We start from the raw sequence: 8,839 nt of genomic DNA, 5'->3' as shown, positions 1-8,839 counted from the left end.
ATATAATAATTAATTATTATATTTAGTAAATAAATGGAGGAATATATGGAGATATATGATATTAATGTTAAAGTGTATACACTTCAAAATATCTCAAAGGAAGATTCTATACAATCATTAAGTAAATTAATTGACCAATCTTTTTACAAAAATGAAAATATGAAAGATTTCCACACAGAAAATAAAATAAAGGGATATTGTTTTAATAGTTTATACCCGTTAGCTTTAGATAATAAAGTTTATCAAAAAGGAAACATTTATAATTTTCAAATAAGATGTATTCAAAGTAAATTAAAAGATCATTTCGTTAATTTCTTATGCAATGAATATACATCTAAATTAAAAGTACTTGTATGTAGAAGTAAGAAGATAAATAAGAAACCTATAGAAAAAATCTATAGTATAACTCCATTGATAATTAAAATTTCAGATGAATATAAAACTCAGTATTGGAGAAATAACCACAGTGAGTCAGATTTCTTTGAATATATAAGAAATAGCAGTATAAAAAAGTATGAAGTATTGACAGGAGAAAAACTAGATAAAAACTTACAGCTGTTCAATTATGAAAGGATAGATAATAAAAAACCTATATCTACTAAGTTCAAAAATAAAAATATTCTTGGTGACAAAGTGACTTTAAGAATTGACACAAATCAAAAAGCTCAAGATATTGCTTACATGGTTATTGGAACGGGCTTATGTGATATTTCATCTAGGGGATACGGGTTTGTAAATTATCAATATGTAAAGTGAAAGGAGACCATGATTTTTGATAAATGAAATATATGATATATTTAGTAAAATTTATACTGAGGCTGAAAATGGAGATAATCTTCTTATAGATAATTATACACTTTCACCTGGTGATTATGTTGAGTTTACCCTTGAAGATACTGCAGATAGTATAGAAATATTAAATGTAGATAAAAATACTGATCAATCCCAAGATGATTACAAAAAATTTGCAAAAATGGACTATGTAAGTGGACTGATCTCTATGAATAAACCTTTAGACCCCAAAAAAATAATACACAGTAATAGTATGTATACTTTCTATGTCAAAAAGGAAAATCTCGATAAATTCAAAGGAAAATTAAGTAATGAGGTTATAGATGGATATTACAGTATATTAAAAAATCCTAAGACTAAATATAAAAGGCCCAAAAGTAAAGAACTTTATTTAAAATTTGAAGAGAAGTATGGAAAGCCAAATGTGGAATTAATAGACAAAATACAAAATTGGATAAAAAAATATATAATGCAAATATCAGAAAAAATAGATTTAAATAAAACATATCTTAAATTATTTTATGACACGGATTTTGATAATTATAAAAAAGAAAGTGAAAGGTATATAATACCTAATATTTATAATAACACAGATTATAATATTAAAATAAAAAATAAAGTTTATGGATTACCTGATTTCAATATGGGATTGAACTCTAAAAAACCGTATTTAGAAAATAAAACAAGAAAAAGTAGATTACCTTTACTCGTAGATTCAGAGAAAATTTCTATGGAAAAAAAGTTATTTGACTATCTTATGAATTATGCATCAGAAGGAAAAAATTATGTATATGCAGCAAGAAATAATATAGATACTGTAAAAATGAATGACAGTAAAGAAAGTAATTTCAAAGGATATTTTTTTAGATTAAATAAAGGAAAAGAAGTAGAAATTATAGATTATGATTCAATAACAAATTATGAATATAAATTAAAGAGATGTATAAAACTTAAACCTATATTAAAAAATGGATTTGGAAAAGATTTCAAACTTATTAAAAGAAATTTAGGCAATATAGGCGAATTGAAAACTACTGTTAGTGAAGTATTTTTTAATAAATATTTAATAAAAAATTTTTTTACGGATTCGCAAAATATAAAATTAAATAATAGCAACGTAAAGGAAGCACTTTTAAAATATAGATATGGATTTTATACATGGTTTTATAAGGGAGAAGAAGTTCTTGTAAAAGGCTTTTGGAACAAGATGACTTTGAAACTTTTATGTAATTCTATAAATCAAAAAAATATAAATAGAGCTATAAACCAATTTAACTTAAGGCATGCAGTACTAGACTATTTCAATAATAGAAATGAGGGGGATAAGATGGCAAATACTATTAAGAATATTAGAAAAAGTGTGGATGAAAAGATAAATATAAAAAAGGATATAGACTATAAAGTGGAAATTAACAGTGAAGAAGAATATTATTTTTGCATAGGTCAGTTACTTCAATATTTTTATAGCCTAAATAATTCGGGAAACAAAAATTATTCCTTTATAAATCCTATACTTACAGCTTCAGAAGATAAAGTTATAAAAGAAAAATTAAGACGTTTGTTTGTTAAATATAACTATGCAATTATGCCATCTATTAAATTCAGAAATATGTATTATATGATTTTAGGATATGAACCAGAAAATGAAGTGGATAAAGATTTGATAATAGCAGGATTTTTGTGTCCTAATTTAATATATAAAAAATCAGAAAAAAATAATTATGAGGGGGAAAATTAAATGAATAGAGTATATGGAGTTATTGGAATAAAATCTATTATGGCAAATTGGAATGCAGATTTTAGTGGGTATCCAAAGACTATAGGAGATGGTACCATATTTGGAAGTGATAAGGCACTTAAATACAGTATAAAAAAGTATTGGGACGACATGGGAGAAAAAATTTTATATATAAAATCCTTTAAAACAGATAAAGACAAGATGAGACCAAGATCTCTTGAGGAAAGATATAATAAGGTGTTTAATACCACACTTACTAAAAAGGATAATAGTGAAGATGTAATTAAAAATCTTTTTTCAACACTTGATGTTAAGTCTTTTGGAGCCACATTTGCAGAAGAAGGAAATAATATATCAATTACGGGAGCTGTACAAATCGGTCAAGGATTTAATGTATACCAATCTTCAAATTCTGAAGAGCAGCAGATACTATCACCTTTCAGAAGTGATAAGAAGAGTGAAGAAGGTAAAGAAGCAAATCAGAGTACTCTTGGAACAAAAATTGTAAGTGATGAGGCACATTACCTATACCCATTCTATATAAATCCAATTTCCTATAAAGATTATGTTGAAACTGGACTTACAGAAGGCTATACAGAAGATGATTATAAGAAATTTAAAGAAGGAGCACTTGTAGGAGCAACTGCACTTAATACAAATTCAAAGGCAGGATGTGAAAATGAGTTTGCATTGTTTATAGAGACCGATGAAGAAACTTATCTTCCAAATTTAACTCAATTTATGAATTTTATTAAAAAAAATGATAAATGTATTCTTGAGCTTTGCCCATTAAGTAAAATACTTGCTGAAATTAAAGATAGAATTAAGAATGCAGAGATTTATTATAATGATTATAAATTGGATATAAAAAATATGCCGGAAGGAACTAAAAAATTTAATATTTTTACAAGAAAAGAGGTTTAGACTATGAGGGTAGTTAGATTTAAACTTTCTGGTAAAACTGCATTTTTTAAGAAACCAGATGTGAATACTTATTATTATTTTACATATGGCAATATTCATAAGATAGCTATCCTTGGAATAATGGGAAGCATAATTGGATTTCATGGATACAATTGGCAGAGTATGGACTTTAAAAATAATATATATCCAGAGTTCTATAATAAACTAAAAAGTTCAAGAATAGCTATCGTAACATTAAATTCTCAGGGATATATAACAAAGAAAGTACAAACATTTAATAATTCAGTAGGTTATGCAAGTACTGAAGAGGGTAGAAATCTTATAGTAAAAGAGCAATGGCTGCAAAATCCAGAGTGGATGATTTATGTTAAATTAGACGAGATTACAGAACAATTTGCAGATATGATTTTACATAAAAGAGCTATATTTTTACCATACTTGGGTAAAAACGATCATTTTGCAGATATTACTAAAGTTAAAAGTATAGATATTGAAAAGATTGATAATTTTAATAAAATTCATAGCTTATTTGAAACTGAGTGTTTTAAAGTCGATAGATACCAGGAAGAAGACGATGATATAGCGTGGAAGTATACAGAATATCTTCCAGTTGAGTTGGATATGGAATTGAATCAATATAAATATAAACACTTCACAGCTACAAATATGAATGTAAAATCAAATAATCAAAATATAGAAGTATATAAGGATCTAGAGACAAAAAGCAATTTGTATTTCTTTTAAAATTTAGGGGGAGATATTGTGTATTTTGATGGAATAAAACTTTTTGATTTTGAGACTAATGTAGAAAATATATCTAATATGTATGCACATAGAGATAGAGATGATAAAAATAGAAGAGAGAAACTTTTAAAACATATAAATTTAACATATAAGTATATGAAATTTATATGTAGAGAGAAAAATCTTGATAATATACTTAATAATTTACAAAATAAGATTTTAACAAAAAAAGATAAAAAAGTGATTTCTGTGTGGAAAGAAATGATGGTAAATACAGTATATATGCATGATGTTGGAAAAATAAATCCTTCTTTTCAATACAATAAAATGTTAAATAAATTCTACGAAGATAACTCAGATGGGGAATCAAAGCATTCTCTTCTTGGATCATATATATATGTGAGTTATTTCAATAATAGAATAAAAGAAATAGAATTTGATAAAACTGATAAATTTTATTTGAAGTACTTTATGTATCTAAATTCATATATTATATCAAAACATCATGGATATCTTGATGACATGGAAGATTATGAGTTGAAACTGAATAATTTTCAAGAAGACTACAGTAAAGATGAATATTATCCTGATTTAAATATTATAACTTCAAGGAAATCAGTAATTTGTAATTCATTTAATAATTCAAAGGAATATATGGATGAATATACAGTGAATAATTCCAAACTCAATTTTTATATTTACATATATTCTAAATTTATTTTTTCACTTCTTACGGCTTCTGATTATTATGCAACATCTGAATTCATGAATGGAGAAAAGGTAAGTGATCTTGGAATAATAAGTAAAGATTTAAAACAAAGATTTGCAAACCACATAAAAAACTATAAGATCTTTAAAAGTATAGAAAACTATAAGAATAATCCCGTAATTGATGAAAATTATGACAACATAAATCAGCTTAGATCTGAAATAACAATTGAAAGTGAAAGAAATTATCTTGCCAATAAGGATAAAAATATATATTATCTTGAAGCACCAACTGGTGGAGGCAAAACTTTAACATCAGTAAATATTGCTAAATTAATACTTGAATCACATGAGAATATAAATAAATTATTTTATATATTTCCTTTTAATACTCTTGTAGAACAAACTGAAGTTGAATTTATAAAAATATTTAATAATGATAATTATATAAAAAAGAATATAGCTATAATAAATTCAATAACTCCTATAAAAACTGAAGATAAAGATGAAGATTATAATAACGTATTAAATCTGGATACAAAGAAAAAGATTGATTATAATAAAGCACTTCTAAATAGAATTTTTATAAATTATCCATTTGTCATAACAACCCATGTTAATCTGTTTAACTCATTTTTTGGTACAAGTAGGGAGGAGTTATTTCCACTTATAAACTTGTGTAATTCGGTAATAATTCTAGATGAAATTCAAAGTTACAGAAATTCTATATGGAAAGAAATAATCAACTTTTTAAGCTTATATTCTGAAGTACTCAATATTAAGTTTGTAATAATGTCAGCTACACTTCCAAGATTAAGTGAACTTTTAAATAATAATAATGATGATTTTGTATATTTAATAAAGAATAGAGATCATTATTTTAAAAACATTCTATTTAAAAATAGGGTGAAATTTGAAATGATTGATTTGGGAAATGATATAGATGAACAATTTAGAAATCTTTTGGAAGATGTAATGAAAGAAAGTAAAAAAAATAATAAAATACTTTTAGAATTCATATTTAAGAAGACTGCTGATCGTTTTTTTAGCTATGTTTCTAAAGAAGGGTTTTTAAAAGAATATGGACATGAAATTGCAATAATTACTTCAGATGATAATAAGTTAGATAGAAATAAAGTTATAAAAAAAGCTAAAGAAAAGAATAAAAAAATAATTATAATTGCTACTCAAATAATTGAAGCTGGAGTTGATATAGATATGGATTTAGGATATAAAAATATATCAATTTTGGATGCCGAAGAACAGTTTATGGGAAGGATAAATAGATCATGTTTAAATACTGGCAAAGTTAAATTTTTCAAAATCAATGATTGTAGTAGATTATATAGTGGTGATGTGAGAAAAGAAAAAGAGCTCACACTTGAAAAAGAGGAAGTTCAGATATTGCTAAAAGAAAAGGACTTCAAAAAATATTATGGTAAAGTTTTAAATAGGATTCAAAAAAATAAAAAAGAGTTTAATGATAATGGATATGCTGCTTTTGTAAACAAAATAAAGAAAAATAGTTTTAGCCAATTAAAGAAATATATGAAACTTATAAGTGATGATAATCAGATTAAATATAGTATATTTTTATCAAGAAAACTTAAGAATGAAAAAGGTGAAATTATTGATGGAAATAAAATATGGGAAGAATTTAAAGTACTTTTAATGGATAATAAAATGGATTATTGTGAGAAAAAGGTTAAGCTGTCTATAATAAATTCAAAAGTTAATTATTTTATATACAGGGTTAATAAAATTCCAGAAACTTACAATGATGATATATTGGGAAATATTTATTACATTTCAGATGGCGAAAAATATGTTAAGGATGGAAGATTCAATCATGAGAGTTTTATAGGAGAAACACCTGATATAGCCAATCTATTTATATAATGGAGGATTTATATGAGAACGAATGGTACACTTATAAATTATTATTTTCATTGCAAGAGGCAGTGTTGGCTTCATGGTAATAGAATCAACATGGAGGATAATAGCGAGGATGTCCATATAGGAAAAGTTATTCACGAATTAAAAGCCGCAGGAAAGAAAAATTCAGAAATATCTATAGGAAATATTAAAATTGATAAAATTACCAAAGATTATCTTGTGGAAATAAAAAAATCAGATGCAGATGTTGAAGCTGTTAAATGGCAGGTACTTCTATATATATTCATATTAAAAAATAAAGGTATAATTAGAAAAGGAAAGATCGAATTTCAAGAAAAAAATAAACAGAAAAATAAGATAATATATGTTGAACTTACAGAAGAAAATGAATCAAAATTAGAACAATTAATTAAAGATATAGATCAACTATTGGAAGAAGAAAGTCCTCCTAAAATTGAAAAAGTTAAAGGGTGCAAAAAATGCGCTTATTATGAATATTGCTATATCTAAAAACGTATAAGAGAAGGTGAATTTTATGGCAAATGGTACTAAATATTTAATGAGTATGGGAGAACTTAAAAGAAAAGATAACTCTATTGTATTTCATAACGAAAAAGGAAATTCTTATTTGCCAGTAGAATCTATAAAAGAAATATACTGCATGAATGAAATTGCTTTAAATACTAAATTTCTTGATTTTTGCGCAAAAGCAGGAATAATACTTCACTTTTTTAACTATTATGGATACTACAGTGGAACTTTTTACCCAAAGGAGAATCTTGTAAGTGGTAAAGTTACAATAAAGCAGGTAGAAGCTTTTTTAAATAATAGAAATAATATAGCAAAGTCATTTGTACAAGGTATAGCAGATAATATATATGAAGTGTTATATCATTATTATAGACATGATAAAAAAGAGGTACAACCTACAATTGAATGGATAAGAAAAAAATTACCGGATTATATTGAAGATGAGAATTTAGGGATAAAACAAATATTGAGGATTGAAGGTGAAATATGGCAGAGATTCTATGAGAACTTTAAATATATTCTTCCAGAAGACTTTATACTCAATAAAAGAGTAAAAAGACCTCCAGATAACCCTATAAATGCACTTATATCATTTGGAAATTCTATTTTATATTCAAAGACTGTATCGCAAATTTATAATACACATTTAAACCAAACTATAAGCTATTTACATGAACCATCTGAAGGAAGATTTTCTCTAAGTCTTGACTTATCAGAAGTTTTTAAACCAGTTATAGTTTATAGGACAATTTTTGATTTAGTAAACACAAAGCAGATTCAGGTAAGCAAACATTTTGATAAAAAATATAATTATTGTCTTCTAAATGAAAAAGGAAAGATGATATTTATACAAGCTATTGAACAGAGATTTGAGTCTGTTTTTCAACATACAAAACTTAAAAGGAAAATTACATATAAATCTGCAATCAAGATAGATGGATATAAACTTGAAAAATATGTAGTTGAAGGAATTGAGTTCAAGCCATTTAGTTTGAAAAATATGATATAGTATGGAGGATTTTAATGGGAAAAAATTTTAATTTTAATTATGCTTTTGTATTTTATGATGTAAATGAAAAAAGAGTAAATAAGATATTTAAAATATGTAAAAAGTATTTCCACCATCATCAAAATTCTGTTTTTAGAGGATCTATAACTCCATCTAAATTAATAAAATTAAAAAGTGAATTAAATAAGATCGTAGCAGATAAGGATTTTGTCACAATCATAAAACTTATAAATGATAGTTGCTTTGAAGAGGAAACTTTAGGTATAAATGATAAAAATACTGAAAACTTGATACTTTGAATTTTCCAACCTGTTTTCTATTTAGAATCACTTCAATTTATTTAGAATCAATGGGTTACGTTATTTCTTATAAAATATATGCATAATAAAAATTGGTTGGAAAAAATTCAGCGAAAACCTTTATTTATATGCTTTCAAAGCTTATAATGAAATTAAAGAATGGCTATTTTACACAGGTTGAACCTTAACATGAGATGT

At 25.1% G+C, this 8,839-nt stretch carries 8 protein-coding genes; all 8 read left to right on the top strand.

From position 1 onward, the window contains the following. Positions 1-45: 45 nt before the first annotated feature. Genes KM800_RS14540 through cas2 form a run of 8 tightly spaced genes read left to right on the top strand, consistent with a single transcriptional unit; the run spans position 46 to position 8,641 of the window. Complete coding sequence (locus KM800_RS14540; RefSeq protein ID WP_039652021.1) at positions 46-756, top strand: CRISPR-associated endoribonuclease Cas6; 711 nt, start codon at positions 46-48, stop codon at positions 754-756. A 16-nt stretch (positions 757-772) separates the two neighbouring features. Beyond that, positions 773-2,530, top strand: a complete 1,758-nt coding sequence (locus KM800_RS14535) for a hypothetical protein (protein ID WP_217813729.1) — start codon at positions 773-775, stop codon at positions 2,528-2,530. After that, entirely contained in the window at positions 2,531-3,454 is a 924-nt protein-coding gene (locus KM800_RS14530; protein ID WP_217813728.1) for a type I CRISPR-associated protein Cas7, read from the top strand. It begins immediately after the preceding gene. A gap of 3 nt (positions 3,455-3,457) precedes the next feature. Then, positions 3,458-4,198, top strand: coding sequence for a type I-B CRISPR-associated protein Cas5b (gene cas5b / locus KM800_RS14525; protein ID WP_017894954.1), 741 nt, complete (start codon positions 3,458-3,460; stop codon positions 4,196-4,198). A gap of 18 nt (positions 4,199-4,216) precedes the next feature. Next, a complete protein-coding gene (gene cas3 / locus KM800_RS14520) occupies positions 4,217-6,805 on the top strand; it encodes a CRISPR-associated helicase Cas3' (protein WP_217813727.1) in 2,589 nt (862 codons plus the stop codon). Positions 6,806-6,817: 12 nt separating this feature from the next. After that, positions 6,818-7,312, top strand: coding sequence for a CRISPR-associated protein Cas4 (gene cas4, locus KM800_RS14515; protein WP_217813726.1), 495 nt, complete (start codon positions 6,818-6,820; stop codon positions 7,310-7,312). A gap of 25 nt (positions 7,313-7,337) precedes the next feature. Further along, entirely contained in the window at positions 7,338-8,342 is a 1,005-nt protein-coding gene (gene cas1b / locus KM800_RS14510; RefSeq protein WP_039657378.1) for a type I-B CRISPR-associated endonuclease Cas1b, read from the top strand. Positions 8,343-8,356: 14 nt separating this feature from the next. Further along, positions 8,357-8,641, top strand: a complete 285-nt coding sequence (gene cas2 / locus KM800_RS14505) for a CRISPR-associated endonuclease Cas2 (RefSeq protein ID WP_017751169.1) — start codon at positions 8,357-8,359, stop codon at positions 8,639-8,641. The last annotated feature ends 198 nt before the right edge of the window (positions 8,642-8,839 follow it).

This window comes from Clostridium tyrobutyricum (genome assembly GCF_019144085.1).
Classification (GTDB): Bacteria; Bacillota; Clostridia; order Clostridiales; family Clostridiaceae; genus Clostridium_B; species Clostridium_B tyrobutyricum_A.
Note: the sequence above shows the minus strand (reverse complement) of the source record. Positions and strands in the feature narration are given on the sequence as shown.